The organism is Streptomyces sp. NPDC045695, from assembly GCF_056432025.1.
The window spans coordinates 33,567-49,613 of sequence record NZ_JBWKJU010000012.1; the positions used below are offsets into that span (position 1 = coordinate 33,567).

The following is a 16,047-nucleotide window of genomic DNA, read 5'->3' on the forward strand; positions in this document are numbered from 1 at the left end:
CGCATGCTAGTCCCGTGAGGCGGGACAGCTCATTCCAACTGCCGACATCCGTCCACGGCTCACCCCTGCATCAGCGGGAAAACCGGCTTGAAGCGCCGACAACTGCTCCAACTCGATGGTGCGAGACGATGTTCCCGCAGGCCAGGCAGATACCCGTCATGCGTGTACGCCGACGGCGAACGGAAGCCGCTCAAATCAGCGTGTCGCCCCGATCCACTAGGCAATGTCTTACCCGTAAGGGCTGACACTCCATGCCGATCGCACCACTTCCCTCCGCTGAGGGCGAACACGACTGCGTCCCGAATGTGGGACTCCGCCGCCGCGGACGTTTACGTTCCGCTCAGGAACGGGTGCGGAGCGTCACTCCGACCGTAACCCCGGGGCGTTTGCGCAGTTGCTCCGGGCATGGCCGTAACCGTTCCGCCGAGCGTGCCGCCGACCGTCCCGACGCCCCGCGTCCCGCCCGAGGGCGACACGTACGCCTCCTGGTACGGGAGAGTGCTCGGCTGGGCCGTCACCGCCGGCCCGCCCGCCCAGCTCGTGACCGGGATCGGCTTCGACGTGCTGGAGCTGCCGTCCGATGCGGGGGCGGCGGTGCTGCGCAGGCCGGTCGCCACGGGCCCGGTGGCGCTCATGGGGCGCCGGATGCGGTTCCTGGTGGCCGCGGGGAGCGCAGAGGAGCTGGACGGGCTGCTCGACTGGCTCGAATGGGGCGGGGTCGCCCTGGATCTCGCCGCCCTGGGTGCGGGGGGCAGGATCACCGCCCCGGCTCCCCCGGGGATGTCCGTGCGGGACAGCCCTCGGGGAGCCGCCGTGTGGCTGCGACCCCCCGAGCAGGGGTGTGAGGCACTGCTGCCGGCCCTGCCCGGGCAGGGAAGGGCCGTCGGGCCCCGTCCTGGAAAAGGCACGGCCGGGCCCGATCTCGTACGCCTGGTGGCCGCGGCGGCGACGGAATGCCACCGGGCCCGCCTGGGGCGTCTTACGTCAGCGGCTTGTCAGCCGTTGGCCTTCTCGTAGGCCTCGCGGATCTCGGCCGGGACGCGGCCGCGGTCGTTCACGTTCCAGCCGTTGTCCTTCGCCCACGCCCGGATGAGCGCGGTGTCCGGGTTGGCGGCCGTCGCGCCGCCGCGGCCCTTGGCGCGCGCCGCGGTGGCACGGCCACCGGTGCGGCGGCCGCCCTTGGTGTACGGGTCGAGCAGACCGCGGAGCTTTTCAGCGTTGGCGGTGGTGAGGTCGATCTCGTAGGTCTTGCCATCCAGAGCGAACGTCACCGTCTCGTCCGCCTCGCCACCGTCGAGGTCGTCGACAAGAAGGACCTGAACCTTCTGTGCCACCGGGATTTCCTTTCATCGAAAAGCAGTACGCGGAAAGGAAACCGCTTTTGCGTGGAAAACACAAACCCCCGGGGAGAGGTTCGAGACCACTACGGGGCGGGAAACGTGCGCGATTCGGACATAGGCCACAGGTGTGCCGAGGGCGGGAAAAGCCAAGGCCATCGATCAGAGGTGCAGAAGCATCCGACTGTTGCCCAAGGTGTTCGGCTTCACTCGTTCGAGACCGAGGAACTCCGCGACGCCCTCGTCATAGGAACGCAGCAGCTCCATGTACACATCGGTCTCGACCGGAGTCTCCCCGATCTCGACGAAGCCGTGCTTCGCGAAGAAGTCCACTTCGAAGGTCAGGCAGAAAACCCGGCTCACCCCGAGGGTGCGGGCCGTCCGCAACAACTGCTCCAGCACCTGGTGACCGACGCCGGCGCCCTTCAACTCGCGGTCGACGGCGAGAGTGCGCACTTCGGCCAGGTCTTCCCACATCACGTGGAGAGCGCCGCAGCCGACCACCTGACCGTCGCGGTCGCGTTCCGCGACCCAGAACTCCTGGATGTCCTCGTAAAGGACGACCGGCGCTTTGTCGAGCAGGATCCGCTGCTGCACGTACTGGTCGAGGAGGCGACGCAGCGCGGGAACATCACCGGTGCGGGCACGGCGGATCGTCACTGTTTCTGCATGTGCAGTGGAAAACTCTCCCATGGCTGCGGACGTTATCGCCCCGGCTCCGCCGGGCGCTCGGCGGAGTCCCCCCGGACTTCGCCGGGAGCGGCGGCTTCGCCGGCGGCGGGGGATGCGGCGGGGGGCGGGGCGGGGACGTCGGCGGCGGACTCGTCGTCGTGCTGGACGACCCGTACGGCGTCCCGGAGGGCTTCGCGCTGTTCCGCCGACATCATGCCGAAGAAGGCGACCAGGGCGGCCGCCGGGTTGTCGCTCGTCGACCAGGCTTCGTTCATCAGTGCGGCCGAGTAGGCGGCGCGGGTGGAGACCGCCGTATATCGATAGGCGCGGCCTTCGGCTTCCCGGCGGACCCAGCCCTTCTGATGAAGATTGTCCATAACGGTCATGACCGTGGTGTACGCGATGGACCGTTCCTGCTGGAGGTCTTCCAGCACTTCGCGAACAGTGACCGGGCGGTTCCACTGCCACACCCGCGTCATGACGGCGTCTTCGAGTTCTCCCAAGGGGCGAGGCACAACAGCACGATAGTGCGAGTTGTGCGGAATTGCCCGACTATTCACCCGGTAACGCGCGGCGACATTCCGGGGACGCCCCGTCGAAGTCGGGCAGGAGTACGGCCGGTGCGGCCTCACTCCTGCCCGGAGGCTTACTTCTGCTGCTGGGCGGCTTCGGCCCGGGCGATCACGGCGTCGACCGCCGCGTCCTCCTTGGCCTTGTTGGAGCCGCCCTGGCTCTTCACGATCGTCACGACGAGAGCGATGAAGAACGCGGCCATCGCGATGGGGGGCACGAGCGCGGAGACGTAGTCCATGCCCTCAGACTAGCGAGTGCTGTGGCCGGAGAGGTTTGCCGGGTCGCGGCGTCCGGTGCGGTGCATCGCAAGGCGGAGGGCCGCGGCTCGTACTGGACGTACCTGCGCGGTCCGACAACGCGGCGAGGTGCCGTGCCGGGCGCCGCGACGCGGTGAACCTCTCCGGTCACAGCACTACCCGCACGCCAGCCCGGCCGCCGGGGGCGAGGTGGGCTTGCGCCGCGGCGGGAAGACCTCGCCGGGGGTCGGGACCGGCCGCTCGGGACGCGGCGGCTCCTTCGGCTGCGGCGCCGGCCGCGACGGCTCCTCCTTGCGGCCGGCCAGGGCGAGCAGCCGCGTGCGGGGTGCGGGGGTCGTCGACAGGCGACGACGTACGGAGCGCTCCGCGACGCCCTGGGCCCGCTCCAGCAGCGCGGCCGCGACCGGGTTGGCGCGCAGCGCGCGCAGGGCGGCCAGGTCGTCGGGGACCGGCTCGTAGCCGGCGGCCAGGGCGTCCTGGAGCAGCTCCAGGTAGCCCGGGAGGCTGCCGGGCAGGGCCCCCCGGTAGCGGGCCAGATCCGCCAGGAGGAAGGCTCTGAGCCGGCCCGCCTCCAGGACCGCGTCGTCCACCGACTGCGCGAGGTGCAGGCAGTCCTGGACCTCCGCGGCCGTCAGGGCCGACGGAGTCGTCAGGGGGGCCGAGGAGGGCTGGAGGGCGTGGGCGAGGAGGCGCCTGAGCACGTGCAGCTCAGCCGCGCTGAACGCCATGCCGCCGCGGGATCCGTAGGGCGTGGGCATGGGCCGAAGATACGCGCTAATCGGACAAAACTCCCTCAGGGTGAGGGGTTACGGCGCGGCGGTCTCCTTGACGGCGCGCAGGAAGTCGGCCCAGGCGGCCTGGGTGGTGGCGAGCACGAGATGGGCCGGGTCGACGCGGTCGGCGACGCGGACGAGGGCGCCGGGGGCGGTGGCGACGTAGACGCAGGCGTCGCCCTCACCGCAGAACGAGGACTTCTGCCACGCGGTCGGTGCGGTCATGGTGTCTCCTCCGGGCACGGTGGCCGGTCATTTTCCGTGAAGGGACGGTATCCCCGTGACCGGCCCGGCCGGTGACTTTCCCGGAATTCGGTGTTTCGGGCTCCGCCGCCCCCGACACCCCCTACAGCCGGGCCACGAAGGCCGCCACCGCCTCCTTCACGTCGGACTCCGTCCAGGACAGCCCCGGTGCGGTGATCTCCAGTTCCGTCACCGACAGACCCGGCGGCCCGTCGGGGGACCACCGGCGGAAGAGGACGGTGCCCGTCTCCTCCGCCTGGCGCAGGCCCGCCTCCGTCAGGCGGTCCGCCTCGTACGGGAGCCACACCTGGAACTGGTGGGTGTGCGGCTCCTGCGGGTGGATCCGGGACCACGGGACCCCCGACTCCGCGAACGCCGTGCTCAGCGCGCCCGCCACCACCCGCGCCTGGGCGACGTACTGCGGCAGGCGCGGCAGCTCCCGCTCCAGTCCCGCCAGCGCGGACAGGGCCTGCGGGAACTGCCGGAAGATCTGGCCGCCGTACCGGTGGCGCCAGACCCGGGTCTCCTCCACGAACTCCCACGAGCCCGCCAGCGCGGCCCCGCTCAGGCCGCCCAGCGACTTGTAGAAGGAGACGTACACCGAGTCCGCCAGCGCGGCGATCTCCGGCAGGGTGCGCCCGAAGTGGACGGTGGACTCCCACAGCCGGGCCCCGTCGAAGTGGACCACCGCCTCCCGTTCGCGGGCCGCGTCGACCAGGGCCTCCAGCTCCTCCCAGGAGGGCAGGAGGAAGCCCGCGTCCCGCAGGGGCAGCTCCAGCATCAGGGTGCCGAAGGGTTCGCGCAGCTCCGTGACCTCCGCGGGCGTCGGCTGGCGCGCCTCCGTCGTCGGGTGCACCACCCGCAGCCCGGACACGGCCGACAGGGCCTGGCCCTCCCACTTCTCCGGATGGCTCAGCGGGTGCAGGGCCACCACCGGGTTCCCGGTCCGGCCGGCCCAGCACCGCAGCGCGATCTGCTGCGCCATCGTCCCCGTCGGGAAGAACGCGGCGTCCTGGGTCCCCAGCAGCTGCGCCACCCTGCGCTCCAGCGCTTCCACGACCCCGTCGCCGTACGCGTCGGCGGGTGCGTCCATGTCGTACGGGGCTCCGGCGAGCGGGGCGAGCAGCTCCCCGACCGTGGGTTCCAGCAGGCTGCGGGAGAGCTTGCGCTCGGCCCCGCGCCAGGCCGCCACCAGCCGCCTCGTGCGTTCCGTGTTCTCGGTGTCGTCGCTCATGGGGTCCGATCCTCGCCCCTGTCGCCGCCGACCCGCCAATGGGCCAGGAGCTAGCATGGCCGCGTAACGTCCGGTACCCCCCGCGGACTGGAACGGAAGGCCCTCCCCGCGTGAACTCATCACAGCAGCCGCGCCCTGCCCGGCTCGCCGTCGGCGTCGTCGGAGCCGGCCGCGTCGGTCCGGCGCTGGCCCGCGCGCTCCAGCAGGCCGGGCACCGGCCCGTCGCCGTCTCCGGAGTCTCCGACGCGTCCGTGCGCCGCGCCGCGCGGATGCTGCCCGACGTACCGCTCGTACCGCCCGCCCAGGTGCTGGAGCTGGCCGACCTCGTCCTGCTGACCGTGCCCGACGACGCGTTGCCGTCCCTCGTGGAGGGTCTCGCCGAGACCGGCGCGATCCGGCCCGGGCAGCTCCTCGTCCACACCTCGGGGCGGTACGGGACCGCCGTGCTGGACCCGGCGCGCCGCGCGGGCGGTCTGCCGCTGGCCCTGCACCCCGCGATGACCTTCACCGGTACCGAGGTCGACGTGCAGCGCCTGGCCGGCTGCTCCTTCGGCGTCACCGCCCCCGAGGAGCTGCGGCTCGCCGCCGAGGCCCTGGTCATCGAGATGGGCGGGGAGCCCGAGTGGATCGCGGAGGAGAGCCGTCCGCTCTACCACGCGGCTCTCGCCCTCGGCGCGAACCACCTCGTCACGCTGGTCGCCCAGTCGATGGAGCTTCTCCACAAGGCCGGGGTCGAGCACCCCGACCGGATGCTCGGCCCGCTGCTCGGCGCGGCCCTCGACAACGCCCTGCGCTCCGGTGACGGCGCCCTGACCGGGCCGGTGGCCCGCGGTGACGCCGGTACGGTCGCCGCGCACGTCTCGGAGCTGCGCAGGCACGCGCCCGGCACGGTCGCCGGGTACCTGGCGATGGCCCGCACCACCGCCGACCGGGCCCTCGCGCACGGTCTGCTCAAGCCCGAACTCGCCGAGGACCTGCTCGGTGTCCTCGCGGACGACGCCGGCCCCGGCACCGTCACCGGCACCGGGGGCGGGGACCAGTGAGCGAGCTGCTGATCGACACCGCCGGGGAGCTCCTGGCGCTCCCGCGCACCGGCCGCCGGGCCGTGGTGATGACCATGGGCGCCCTGCACGAGGGCCACGCCACCCTGGTGCGAACGGCGCGCGAGCTGGCCGGGCCCGAGGGGCAGGTCGTGGTCACCGTCTTCGTCAACCCGCTGCAGTTCGGGGCGGGCGAGGACCTCGACCGCTATCCGCGCACCCTCGACGCGGACCTGCGGATCGCCGAAGGGGCGGGCGCCGACGCGGTGTTCGCGCCGTCCGTCGAGGAGGTCTACCCGGGCGGCGACCCGCAGGTGCGGATCAGCGCCGGCCCCATGGGCGAGCGACTCGAAGGGGCCACCCGCCCCGGCCACTTCGACGGGATGCTGACCGTCGTCGCCAAGCTGCTCCACCTGACCCGTCCCGACCTGGCCCTCTTCGGTCAGAAGGACGCGCAGCAACTGGCCCTGATCCGGCGGATGGTGACCGACCTGAACTTCCCCGTCGAGGTGGTCGGCGTGCCGACCGTCCGCGAGGAGGACGGGCTCGCGCTGTCGTCCCGCAACCGCTACCTCTCCCCCGCCGAGCGGCAGACCGCCCTGGCGCTGTCCCGCGCCCTGTTCGCCGGACAGGACCGGCTCGCCGCGCAGGCGGCGCTGCGCGCCCGCGCCGAGGCCGCCCCGGCCAGCGACGAGCGGGCCACCGCGCTGGCGCGGCTCGGCGAGATCCGCGCCTCCGCCGACGCGCACGCCGTCTCGGCGGCGGGCGGGGGGCTGCCGGACGCCGTACGGGCCGCCGCGCGCCACGTCCTGGAGGAGGCGGGCCGCCACGAGCCGCCGCTCGTGCTGGACTACCTGGCGCTGGTGGACCCGAAGGACTTCACCGAGGCCGGACCCGACTTCACCGGGCAGGCCGTGCTGGCCGTCGCGGCGAAGGTGGGCACGACCCGGCTGATCGACAACATCCCATTGGAGTTCGGAGCACACTCGTGAGCACCCCAGGCAGAGGCATCCCCTCGGACGGCGCGGAAGCGGGCACCGGCATACGGCTGCACGCACCGGCCCCCGGCTGGTCCCTCGACGCCGATGTCGTGGTCGTCGGTTCCGGCGTGGCGGGCCTGACGGCCGCGCTGCGCTGCGCCGCCGGGGGCCGCCGTACGGTCGTGGTCACCAAGGCCAGGCTCGACGACGGCTCCACCCGCTGGGCCCAGGGCGGGATCGCCGCGGCCCTCGGCGAGGGCGACACCCCCGAGCAGCACCTGGACGACACCCTGGTCGCGGGCGCGGGCCTGTGCGACGAGGCGGCCGTGCGGCTGCTCGTCACCGAGGGCCCCGACGCGGTGCGCCGGCTGATGGCCACGGGCGCGGTCTTCGACACCTCCGAGGAGACCGGCGAGATAGAGCTGACCCGCGAGGGCGGCCACCACCGCCGCCGGATCGCGCACGCGGGCGGCGACGCCACGGGCGCCGAGATCTCGCGGGCGCTCGTCGAGGCGGTCCAGGCCGCGGGCATCGAGACGGTGGAGAACGCGCTCGTACTGGACCTGCTCCAGGACGCGCAGGGCCGTACGGCCGGCGTCACGCTGCACGTCATGGGCGAGGGCCAGCACGACGGGGTCGGCGCGGTCCACGCGCCCGCCGTGATCCTCGCGACCGGCGGCATGGGCCAGGTGTTCTCGGCCACCACCAACCCGTCGGTGTCCACCGGTGACGGCGTGGCGCTCGCGCTGCGCGCCGGCGCGGAGGTCTCCGACCTCGAATTCGTGCAGTTCCATCCGACGGTGCTGTTCCTCGGCCCGGAGGCCGAGGGGCAGCAGCCGCTGGTGTCGGAGGCGGTCCGGGGCGAGGGCGCGTACCTCGTCGACGCGGATGGCGTGCGCTTCATGGTCGGCCAGCACGAGCTCGCCGAGCTGGCCCCGCGCGACATCGTCGCCAAGGGCATCATGCGCCGCATGCAGGAGCAGGGCGCGCAGCACATGTTCCTGGACGCCCGGCACTTCGGCGCCGAGATGTGGGAGCAGCGCTTTCCGACGATCCTCGCCGCCTGCCGGGCCCACGGCATCGACCCGGTGACCGAGCCGATCCCGGTCGCGCCCGCCGCGCACTACGCGTCCGGCGGCGTACGGACCGACCTGCAGGGGCGGACCACCGTCCGCGGCCTGTACGCCTGCGGCGAGGTCGCCTGCACCGGGGTGCACGGCGCGAACCGGCTCGCCTCGAACTCCCTGCTGGAGGGCCTGGTCTTCGCCGAGCGGATCGCCGAGGACATCATCACCCAGCGGTACGACAGCGCCGATCCGGTCGTCCCGGTGCCCGCGACCGGCCCGCTCCAGCCCGCCGCGGCGCGGCACGAGATCCAGCGGATCATGACGGACGGCGCGGGCGTGCTCCGTTCCGCCGCGTCGCTGAGCACGGCGGCCGGCGCCCTCGAAGCGCTGTACGCGACCGCCCTGAACGACCTCGAAGCGCACGGCAAGACCGCCGAGCCGGGCGTGGACACCTGGGAGGCCACGAACCTGCTGTGCGTGGCGCGGGTCCTGGTCGCCGCCGCCGAGCGGCGCGTGGAGACCCGCGGCTGCCACTGGCGCGAGGACCACCCGGACCGCGACGATGCCGACTGGCGCCGCCATCTCGTCGTGCGCCTCTCGGCGACCGAGAAGCGGGCCCTGGTCGTCGTCCCCACCGACTCCGCGGACTTCCCCGCAGTGGAACCCCTGAACCCCCCGAGCCTGGAGCAGTGACCGTGAGCACCCCCGAACTTCCCCTGATCGACCAGAACGACGGCGGCTGCGGCGACGACTGCGGCTGCGGCGACGGCGAGGAGAGCGGCCTGGACCCGGCGCTGGCCCAGCTGCTCGCCGACGCGGGCCTGGACCCCATCGAGGTCGAGGACATCGCCCACATGGCGCTCTCCGAGGACCTGGACGGCGGCGTGGACGTCACCACCGTGGCCACGGTGCCCGAGGACGCCGAGGCCGTCGCCGACTTCGTCGCCCGCGAGAACGGGGTCGTGGCCGGTCTGCGCATCGCCGAGGCCGTGTTCTCGGTGGTCTGCACCGAGGCCTTCGAGGTGGAGCGGCACGCGGAGGACGGCGACACCGTCGAGGCCGGGCAGCTGCTGCTGTCCGTCCGCGCGCACACCCGTGACCTGCTCACGGCGGAGCGCAGCGCGCTGAACATCCTGTGCCGGCTGTCGGGCATCGCGACGGCCACCCGCCGTTGGGCTGACGTCCTGGAGGGCACCACGGCCAAGGTGCGCGACACCCGCAAGACCACGCCGGGCCTGCGCTCGCTGGAGAAGTACGCGGTCCGCTGCGGCGGCGGCGTCAACCACCGGATGTCGCTGTCGGACGCCGCGCTGGTCAAGGACAACCACGTGGTGGCGGCCGGCGGCGTCGCGCAGGCCTTCCAGGCCGTACGGGAGGCCTTCCCGGAGGTCCCGATCGAGGTCGAGGTCGACACCCTGGAGCAGGTCGACGAGGTGCTGAAGGCGGGCGCCGACCTGATCCTGCTGGACAACTTCACGGTCGAGCAGACCGCCGAGGCCGTGGCCCTGGTGGCCGGCCGCGCGGTGCTGGAGTCCTCGGGCCGCCTGACCCTGGACACCGCCCGGGCGTACGCGCAGACCGGCGTGGACTACCTGGCCGTCGGCGCCCTGACGCACTCCTCCCCGATCCTGGACATCGGTCTCGACCTGCGCGAGGCGGTGTAACAGGTGCTCCTCACCATCGACGTGGGCAACACCCACACGGTCCTGGGCCTGTTCGACGGTGACGAGATCGTCGAGCACTGGCGCATCTCGACCGACCCGCGGCGCACGGCGGACGAGATGGCCGTGCTCATGCAGGGCCTGATGGGGACGCACCCGATGCTCGGCAGCGAGCTGGGCGACGGCATCCACGGCATCGCGATCTGCTCGACGGTGCCGGCGGTCCTGCACGAGCTGCGCGAGGTGACCCGCCGCTACTACGGCGACGTGCCGGCGGTGATCGTGGAGCCCGGCACCAAGACGGGCGTGCCGATCCTCATGGACAACCCGAAGGAGGTCGGCGCGGACCGCATCGTCAACGCGGTCGCGGTGGTCGAGCTGTACGGGGGCCCCGCGATCGTGGTGGACCTCGGTACGGCGACCACCTTCGACGCGGTGTCCGCGAAGGGCGAGTACGTGGGCGGGGTGATCTCCCCGGGCATCGAGATCTCGATGGAGGCCCTCGGACTGCGGGGCGCCCAGCTGCGGAAGATCGAGCTGGCCCGGCCGCGCAACGTGATCGGGAAGTCGACGGTCGAGGCGATGCAGTCGGGCGTGGTCCACGGGTTCGCGGGCCAGGTGGACGGGATCGTGACCCGGATGGCGAAGGAGCTCGCGGGGCCGGCCGGCAACCCGGACGACGTCCGCATCATCGCCACCGGCGGGCTGGCCCCGGTCGTCCTCGGGGAGTCCGCGGTGATCGACGACCACGAGCCGTGGCTGACGCTGATCGGCCTGCGCCTGGTGTACGAGCGCAACGCGCCGAACTTCGGCTAGTACGGGGCCTGCGCGCCGCTCTTCCGGCGCCGCGGGCCCCGTCGGCGGCGCGCCGCACGAACCACCCGTCCGCCACCTCGCGTCCCCCATTTCTCACACCATCACACCGGCAGAATGGCCTGATGAGCGTCACCATCGACATCGCGGGCCTGCCACCCGAGCGGATCGCCTTCGCGCCCTCCCCTCTCGCAGAGCTCTGCATGGCGCTGCACGCGCTCTCCCAGCCCGCCCACCACCCCGGGCTCACCTCCTGGACCACCGCCACAGCCGCCTCGCTCGACCCGGCCCTCGCGGACCGGCTGCTGGAGGGCGACTTCATGTGGCGGAGCTCCTTCTCCGACGTCTTCATGGCCTTCGCCGGTGTCCCCGGCGGCACGGGGCTGCCCGCCGCGACCCTGGCCGAGGAGCTCGACGTACTCGACCGGATGGACGACGAGCGGTTCGTGACGGCCGCCCTGGAGCACTGCTGGCTGGCGCTCTACGACGAGGGCGGCTGGCCCTCGCCGCTCCACGACCCCGCGGCCCGGGCCAGGGCCCTGGCGGCGGCCGCCGCCCGCGGCCCGCGCCAACTGGGCTTCTCCCAGCGGCTACTGGACGACCCGCCGGGCGTCCGGGTGTGGCTGCGGCGGCTCCTGGAGGACTGTGACGAGGCCTTCTTCGCCGAGACCTGGAAGCGCGTCGAGCCCGCGCAGAGCGCCGACGCCCGGCACAAGACCGGGCTGCTGCGGCACAAGGGACTGCCGGCCGCGCTGAAGGAGGTCTCGACGGCGCTGAGCGTCGACGAGGACCGCACCACCATCACCGTCGACAAGATGGTGAGCGGGTCGACGACCGCGACCGACACCCGAATAGGCACCGGCGTGGTCTTCGTGCCGACCAACTTCGGCTGGCCGCACCTGCTCGTGCTGCACGCACCGGGCTGGCGTCCGGTGGTCCACTATCCGCTCGCCATACCCGAACCGGCCTCCGCGCCGGGCTCGGTGGAACTGCTCCAGCGGCGGATGGAGGCCCTGGCGCATCCCCTGCGGATGAGGCTGTGCCGCAGTCTGGCCCGGGCGCCGTACACGACGGGCGAACTGGCGCGCGTGTACGGGATCAGCGCGCCGGAGGTGTCACGGCATCTGGCCGTCCTGAAAAGGGCCGGTCTGACGCATACGATCCGCGAAGGCCGCTATGTCCAGCACCAGTTGGACCTGGCCGTGGTCGCACGCATCGGCTCGGACTTCATCGAGGGCGTCCTGCGCTGACGCGCGCTCGCACGCCCCTCGCCGATATGCGGAATTCATAAACCGGAATCAGTTGAAAGTCTGGTCAGAGTGGCTGGTTGCTGCTTAACGTGCGTCCACTGCTCCTCCCTGCTCGCATTTTTGCCGTGGAAGGACCCTGCATGCCCTCACGCCGTATAGCCGCAGCAACCGCCGCCCTGGCCGCAGCGGCCCTCGTCTCACCTCTGCTGCTCGCCGGACCGGCCGGTGCCACCAGCCCGCAGAGCGATGCCGCCCGGGGTGACGCGCTGGCCAGGAAACTGGTCAAGGACGCGACCGGCAAGGGCGCGTACAACCACCTGAAGGTCCTGCAGTCGATCGCCGACTACAACAACGGCACGCGCGTGGCCGGTTCCAAGGGTCACGTGCAGTCCGCCCAGTACGTCGAGGCCGTCATGAAGGCGGCCGGCTACGAGGTCACGAAGAACGAGTTCGACTTCGTGTACGTCGAGACCATCGCCGAGAAGCTCACGGTGAACGGCGCGAACGGCCGCGACGTCCCGATCCACCTGATGTCGTACACGACGAGCACCCCGGAGGGCGGCATCACGGCCCAGGTCGCCGTCGCCCCGGTCGACGCGGACGGCACCAACGGCTGCGAGCCCGGCGACTTCGCCGCGGGCGCCTTCACCGGCAAGATCGCCCTGGTCAAGCGCGGCGGCTGCCCCTTCGCGGCGAAGCAGGCCAACGCGGCCGCGGCCGGTGCGGTCGGCGCGATCATCTACAACAACACCGCGGGCGCCCTCAACGGCACCCTCGGCGGCCCCGACGCGGGCAAGGTCCCGACGGGCGGCGTGACCCAGGCGGAGGGCGAGAAGCTCGCCGCCGAGGCCACGGCCGGGCCGGTCGAGGTCACCCTCGACATCCGCCAGCTGCGCGAGAACCGCAAGACGTACAACGTCATCGCGGAGACCCGTGGCGGCGACGAGGACAACACCGTCTTCCTGGGCGCGCACCTGGACTCGGTCGCGGCGGGCGCGGGCATCAACGACAACGGCTCCGGCTCGGCCGGCATCCTCCAGGTGGCGCAGCGCCTGGCGAGCAGTCAGTCGAAGATCAAGAACAAGGTCAAGTTCGCCTGGTGGTCGGCCGAGGAGTTCGGCCTGCTCGGCTCGGAGGCGTACGTCGCCGGGCTGACGGACGAGCAGAAGAAGCAGATCAAGCTCTACCTGAACTTCGACATGATCGCCTCGCCCAACTCCGCGTACTTCGTCTACGACGGCGACGACTCGGACGCGACCGGCGCGGGCCCCGGCCCGGAGGGCTCCGCCCAGCTGGAGAAGGGGATCACCGACTTCCTCGACTCGAAGAACGTCCCGCACGAGGGCACGGACTTCTCCGGCCGCTCGGACTACGGCCCGTTCATCGAGGTGGGCATCCCGTCGGGCGGCACCTTCACGGGCGCCGAGGGCATCAAGACGGACGCCCAGGCCGCGCGGTTCGGCGGTCAGGCGGGTGTCGCCTACGACGTGAACTACCACGGCAAGGGTGACGACATCACCAACATCGACCAGAAGGCGCTCGACATCAACGTGGACGTCATCGCGGACGCGGTCGGCCACTACGCCTTCTGCCTGGCCCCGCTGGCGAAGCCGGTCGTCTCGACGCCCACGGACGGCACGGGCAGCGGCGGCGGCCTGCACGACGGCCACGACGAGGTCCAGGAGTAACGAGTCCAGGAGTGACGAGGACCCGGACCGCCGGGCGAGGCTGATCCCCAGCCCCGCCCGGCGGTTCCGCACGTTCCAGCCCCGCCGGCGTTTGAGGCGCGGGGGCCCGGGGGCGGAGCCCCCGCAACGGCGCCGCACGCCCCGTCAGCCGCCCGCCCCCGGCCAGGCCGCCCCGATGCCCACCGGCTGGCAGAGCCACAGGAAGTCCCCCAGCCCGCCGCGGGCGGTCAGCTCCGCCGCCTCCCCCGCCGCGGCCAGCCCCCGCACGTAGGCCGCCGGATCCGCGGAGGCCAGGGCGAGCGGCGGCCGGGCCCCCGAGACGCCCAGGTCCGCCAGCGCCTCGCGCTGGGTCAGCAGGGCCGCCCCCGGCCCCGCGCACGCGTCCAGCGCCACGTGCGCGGTGACGTCGCAGCTGCCGTCCGGGACCGGCGGGACCTCCCGGCCCGAGCGGAAGCCCGTGAGCGTGCCGTAGGGGGGCCTGGCCCCGCGGGTGTGGGCGTAGTCCACCGCCACGGCCAGGCCCCGCTCCAGGGTCCCGACGGCCGCCGCCCAGGCCTCGTCGCGCGCCCGGCCGATCTCCGCACGGCCCCCGCCCGGCCACCACCGCTCCAGCCAGGCCCGGTCCGCGCCGTCCAGGGGGTCGCCCGGGCTCTCCGTGCCGTCGCGCGCGACCAGGACGTAGCGCCCGTCCTGCGCGATCTCCAGCGGCACGTTGTCCAGCCACTCGTTCGCGAAGAGCAGCCCCGTCGTCCGTTCGGGCGGTTCGGCGACCCAGCGGATCCGCGGGTCGGTCCCGTCCGGCCGCCGCGCGCGCTCCACGGCGTACGGACGCACCCGCGCGGCCAGCTCCGGCTCCGGCTCCAGCGCGGCGAGCACCCCGGCCAGCAGCTCCCCGCGCCCGGCCCCGACGTCGACCAGGCCGAGCTCCGCCGGGTGCCCCAGCTCCGCGTCCACCCACCGCAGCAGGCGGGCCACGGCCCGCGCGTACAGGGGCGAGGCGTGTACCGAGGTGCGGAAGTGCCCGGCGGGACCCGGCCCGCCGGGACGCACGTAGAAGCCGCCGGACCCGTACAGCGCGGTTTCCATCGCGTCGCGCCACCGGACCGGCGCCTCGTATCGGTCCTGAGTGCTCATCCCCCACAGACTAAGGTCGGCCTCCACCTTCGGGAGTACGCCCCGGATGTGAGGTTCGGACCTCTGGTTGACTCCAGCACCTATCCCCGTTCCCTACGCTGGGTTACGTGCAGCGCCTCTACGACTTCCTCCGCAGACACCCGACGGGCGTCGACAGCTTCTGGGCTGTCCTCCTGTTCGGGTTCTCGATGCTGGACGTGGCGGCCGACACGCCGGCGAGCACCTCCCTGAAGCTCGCGACCGTCCCCGTGGTCCTCGCGCTGAGCACCGCCGTGGCGCTGCGCCGCAAGTGGACGCAGGCCATGTTCTGGCTCACCCTCGGGGCGGGCGTCTACCAGCTGGCCGTGGGCGTCATGGCGGGCGTCTGGGACGTCGCCGTGTTCGTCGTCCTCTTCACCGTCGCGGCGAGCGACGTCCCGCGGTGGGTCTCGCGCACGGCCCTGGGCTGGGGGCTGGCCGCCGCCCCGCTGTACTTCCTGCGGTTCGGCGTGGACAAGGGCACCAACGACGTCGACAACGCCCTCTTCACCCTCTTCATGATCGTCCCCTTCGTCCTCGCCTGGGTGCTGGGCGACTCCCTGCGCACCCGGCGGGCCTATTACGCCCAGCTGGTCGAGCGCAACCAGCGGCTGGAGAAGGAACGCGAGGCCCAGGCCAAGGTGGCCGTGGCCGCCGAGCGCGCCCGCATCGCCCGCGAGCTGCACGACGTGGTCGCGCACAACGTCTCGGTGATGGTGGTCCAGGCCGACGGGGCCGCGTACGTCATGGACGTGGCCCCCGAACAGGCCAAGGAGGCCCTCCAGACCATCTCCGGCACCGGCCGCCAGGCCCTCGCCGAGATGCGCCGGCTGCTGGGCGTCCTGCGCACCGGCGAGCCGCAGGAGTCCGAGGACTACGTGCCGCAGCCGGACGTCGAACAGATCGAGGTCCTGGTCGAGCAGGTGCGGGCCGCCGGGCTCGCGGTGGACTTCGAGGTCGAGGGCGCGCCGCGGCGGCTGCCCAGCGGCGTCGAGCTGACGGCGTACCGGATCGTGCAGGAGGCGCTCACCAACACCCGCAAGCACGGGGGCCCCGACGCGAGGGCCAGCGTCCGGCTGGTCTACTTCGACGACGGGCTCGGCCTGCTGGTCGAGGACGACGGCCGGGGCGCGGCCCACGAGCTGTACCAGGACGGCGGCGCGGACGGCGCCGGGCACGGGCTGATCGGCATGCGCGAGCGGATCGGTATGGTCGGCGGAACCCTGGACGCCGGGCCGCGGCCCGGCGGCGGCTTCCGGATCAGCGCACTGCTTCCCCTGAAGAAGATATGACGAGGACGAGGTAAC

General features: G+C 72.7%; 17 protein-coding genes. 9 read left to right on the forward strand and 8 right to left on the reverse strand.

The window, feature by feature from the left end:
• Positions 1-405 precede the first annotated feature (405 nt).
• A complete protein-coding gene (locus AC07DU_RS21165) occupies positions 406-1,017 on the forward strand; it encodes an SCO3374 family protein (RefSeq protein WP_479112885.1) in 612 nt (203 codons plus the stop codon).
• Here AC07DU_RS21165 and AC07DU_RS21170 read toward each other — a convergent pair.
• The 7 genes from AC07DU_RS21170 to AC07DU_RS21200 all read right to left on the reverse strand — a co-directional run bounded on the left by AC07DU_RS21170 (position 996) and on the right by AC07DU_RS21200 (position 5,089).
• Positions 996-1,334: a histone-like nucleoid-structuring protein Lsr2 gene (locus AC07DU_RS21170; protein WP_360894862.1), complete on the reverse strand. Its 339-nt coding sequence runs from the start codon at positions 1,332-1,334 to the stop codon at positions 996-998. The two genes, AC07DU_RS21165 and AC07DU_RS21170, sit on opposite strands and share 22 nt — an antisense overlap.
• A 165-nt stretch (positions 1,335-1,499) precedes the next feature.
• The gene (locus AC07DU_RS21175) at positions 1,500-2,030 is read right to left on the reverse strand and encodes an amino-acid N-acetyltransferase (protein WP_360894865.1); all 531 of its coding nucleotides are present in this window, start codon (positions 2,028-2,030) and stop codon (positions 1,500-1,502) included.
• Between the two features lie 11 nt (positions 2,031-2,041).
• Positions 2,042-2,524, reverse strand: a complete 483-nt coding sequence (locus tag AC07DU_RS21180) for a BlaI/MecI/CopY family transcriptional regulator (protein WP_479112887.1) — start codon at positions 2,522-2,524, stop codon at positions 2,042-2,044.
• A gap of 131 nt (positions 2,525-2,655) precedes the next feature.
• The gene (locus tag AC07DU_RS21185; protein ID WP_360894871.1) at positions 2,656-2,820 is read right to left on the reverse strand and encodes a hypothetical protein; all 165 of its coding nucleotides are present in this window, start codon (positions 2,818-2,820) and stop codon (positions 2,656-2,658) included.
• Between the two features lie 174 nt (positions 2,821-2,994).
• Positions 2,995-3,597 (reverse strand): hypothetical protein, encoded by a 603-nt coding sequence (locus tag AC07DU_RS21190; protein WP_479112889.1) that lies wholly within the window; start codon positions 3,595-3,597, stop codon positions 2,995-2,997.
• Between the two features lie 48 nt (positions 3,598-3,645).
• The gene (locus AC07DU_RS21195) at positions 3,646-3,837 is read right to left on the reverse strand and encodes a DUF397 domain-containing protein (protein WP_361952262.1); all 192 of its coding nucleotides are present in this window, start codon (positions 3,835-3,837) and stop codon (positions 3,646-3,648) included.
• Positions 3,838-3,958: 121 nt separating this feature from the next.
• Positions 3,959-5,089, reverse strand: a complete 1,131-nt coding sequence (locus tag AC07DU_RS21200) for a threonine aldolase family protein (protein ID WP_479112891.1) — start codon at positions 5,087-5,089, stop codon at positions 3,959-3,961.
• 110 nt (positions 5,090-5,199) lie between these two features.
• Here AC07DU_RS21200 and AC07DU_RS21205 point away from each other — a divergent pair, with 110 nt between their 5' ends.
• The 7 genes from AC07DU_RS21205 (at position 5,200) to AC07DU_RS21235 (ending at position 13,588) form a co-directional block, all read left to right on the forward strand.
• Positions 5,200-6,132 carry a Rossmann-like and DUF2520 domain-containing protein gene (locus AC07DU_RS21205; protein WP_453371295.1) on the forward strand — a complete coding sequence of 311 codons (933 nt, stop codon included), beginning with the start codon at positions 5,200-5,202 and terminating at the stop codon, positions 6,130-6,132.
• Positions 6,129-7,121, forward strand: a complete 993-nt coding sequence (gene panC / locus AC07DU_RS21210) for a pantoate--beta-alanine ligase (protein WP_360894886.1) — start codon at positions 6,129-6,131, stop codon at positions 7,119-7,121. Before AC07DU_RS21205 ends, panC begins: the two co-directional genes overlap by 4 nt.
• Positions 7,118-8,869 (forward strand): L-aspartate oxidase, encoded by a 1,752-nt coding sequence (locus AC07DU_RS21215; RefSeq protein ID WP_479035965.1) that lies wholly within the window; start codon positions 7,118-7,120, stop codon positions 8,867-8,869. The genes panC and AC07DU_RS21215 overlap by 4 nt, the downstream gene beginning before the upstream one ends.
• A 2-nt stretch (positions 8,870-8,871) precedes the next feature.
• Positions 8,872-9,840, forward strand: coding sequence for a carboxylating nicotinate-nucleotide diphosphorylase (gene nadC / locus AC07DU_RS21220; protein WP_479035968.1), 969 nt, complete (start codon positions 8,872-8,874; stop codon positions 9,838-9,840).
• A gap of 3 nt (positions 9,841-9,843) precedes the next feature.
• Positions 9,844-10,653 (forward strand): type III pantothenate kinase, encoded by an 810-nt coding sequence (locus AC07DU_RS21225; protein WP_360894895.1) that lies wholly within the window; start codon positions 9,844-9,846, stop codon positions 10,651-10,653.
• A gap of 122 nt (positions 10,654-10,775) precedes the next feature.
• On the forward strand, positions 10,776-11,900 hold the full coding sequence (locus AC07DU_RS21230; protein ID WP_479112894.1) for a DUF5937 family protein: 1,125 nt from the start codon (positions 10,776-10,778) through the stop codon (positions 11,898-11,900).
• 140 nt (positions 11,901-12,040) lie between these two features.
• Positions 12,041-13,588 carry a M28 family metallopeptidase gene (locus AC07DU_RS21235; RefSeq protein ID WP_479112896.1) on the forward strand — a complete coding sequence of 516 codons (1,548 nt, stop codon included), beginning with the start codon at positions 12,041-12,043 and terminating at the stop codon, positions 13,586-13,588.
• A gap of 144 nt (positions 13,589-13,732) precedes the next feature.
• On the opposite strand, the gene AC07DU_RS21240 is transcribed toward AC07DU_RS21235, so the two are convergent.
• The gene (locus AC07DU_RS21240) at positions 13,733-14,722 is read right to left on the reverse strand and encodes an SAM-dependent methyltransferase (protein ID WP_479112898.1); all 990 of its coding nucleotides are present in this window, start codon (positions 14,720-14,722) and stop codon (positions 13,733-13,735) included.
• A 107-nt stretch (positions 14,723-14,829) separates the two neighbouring features.
• Between AC07DU_RS21240 and AC07DU_RS21245 the strand changes: the two genes are divergently transcribed.
• Positions 14,830-16,032 (forward strand): sensor histidine kinase, encoded by a 1,203-nt coding sequence (locus AC07DU_RS21245; protein ID WP_453371301.1) that lies wholly within the window; start codon positions 14,830-14,832, stop codon positions 16,030-16,032.
• Positions 16,033-16,047: the final 15 nt, after the last annotated feature.

What these genes read in the sequence shown, in the direction of transcription:
- AC07DU_RS21165 (WP_479112885.1), top strand. Translation starts at nt 406, where the DNA reads ATGGCCGTAACCGTTCCGCCGAGCGTGCCGCCGACCGTCCCGACGCCC.
- AC07DU_RS21175 (WP_360894865.1), bottom strand. Translation starts at nt 2,030, where the DNA reads ATGGGAGAGTTTTCCACTGCACATGCAGAAACAGTGACGATCCGCCGT.
- AC07DU_RS21185 (WP_360894871.1), bottom strand. Translation starts at nt 2,820, where the DNA reads ATGGACTACGTCTCCGCGCTCGTGCCCCCCATCGCGATGGCCGCGTTC.
- AC07DU_RS21190 (WP_479112889.1), bottom strand. Translation starts at nt 3,597, where the DNA reads ATGCCCACGCCCTACGGATCCCGCGGCGGCATGGCGTTCAGCGCGGCT.
- AC07DU_RS21195 (WP_361952262.1), bottom strand. Translation starts at nt 3,837, where the DNA reads ATGACCGCACCGACCGCGTGGCAGAAGTCCTCGTTCTGCGGTGAGGGC.
- AC07DU_RS21200 (WP_479112891.1), bottom strand. Translation starts at nt 5,089, where the DNA reads ATGAGCGACGACACCGAGAACACGGAACGCACGAGGCGGCTGGTGGCG.
- AC07DU_RS21230 (WP_479112894.1), top strand. Translation starts at nt 10,776, where the DNA reads ATGAGCGTCACCATCGACATCGCGGGCCTGCCACCCGAGCGGATCGCC.
- AC07DU_RS21235 (WP_479112896.1), top strand. Translation starts at nt 12,041, where the DNA reads ATGCCCTCACGCCGTATAGCCGCAGCAACCGCCGCCCTGGCCGCAGCG.
- AC07DU_RS21240 (WP_479112898.1), bottom strand. Translation starts at nt 14,722, where the DNA reads ATGAGCACTCAGGACCGATACGAGGCGCCGGTCCGGTGGCGCGACGCG.